Source organism: Microvirga sp. P4_G7 (assembly GCF_056401005.1).
The window spans coordinates 1-502 of record NZ_JBFUKD010001218.1; the positions used below are offsets into that span (position 1 = coordinate 1).

Consider the following 502-nt stretch of genomic DNA (forward strand, 5'->3'; position numbering starts at 1 on the left):
CATCCACACTCAACACGGGCCGCATGTACATCACGCTCAAACCGAAATCGCAGCGCGATGCAACGGCGACCGAGATCATCGCACGGCTTCGGCTGCAACTGGACAAAGTCGAAGGCATCCGGCTGTTTCTGCAAGCCTCGCAGGACATCAATGTCGGCGGAAGGCAATCGCGTACGCAGTACCAATACACGTTGCAAGACGCCAACCTGGACGAGTTGAACGAATGGGCGCCGAAGGTGCTCGACAAGCTGAAGACCCTTCCGGAGTTGCGCGACGTCGCGACCGATCAGCAGACGAGCGGAACGACATTGACGATCGACATCGATCGCGATCAGGCCGCGCGGTTCGGCTTTACGCCTCAGCTCATCGACGACACGCTTTATGACGCATTCGGCCAACGTCAGATCACGCAGTTCTTCACTCAGTTGAACAGCTACAACGTGATCATGGAGATCCTGCCCGAACTGCAGGGTGACACGCAGACCCTCGACCGCATCTATCT

At 57.6% G+C, this 502-nt stretch carries 1 protein-coding gene; it reads left to right on the forward strand.

Annotation, left to right across the window (positions count from 1 at the left end; translation table 11 throughout):
* Positions 1-502: efflux RND transporter permease subunit (locus AC1DT3_RS23960; RefSeq protein ID WP_477467632.1), on the forward strand; the 502-nt coding region annotated here is incomplete at both ends.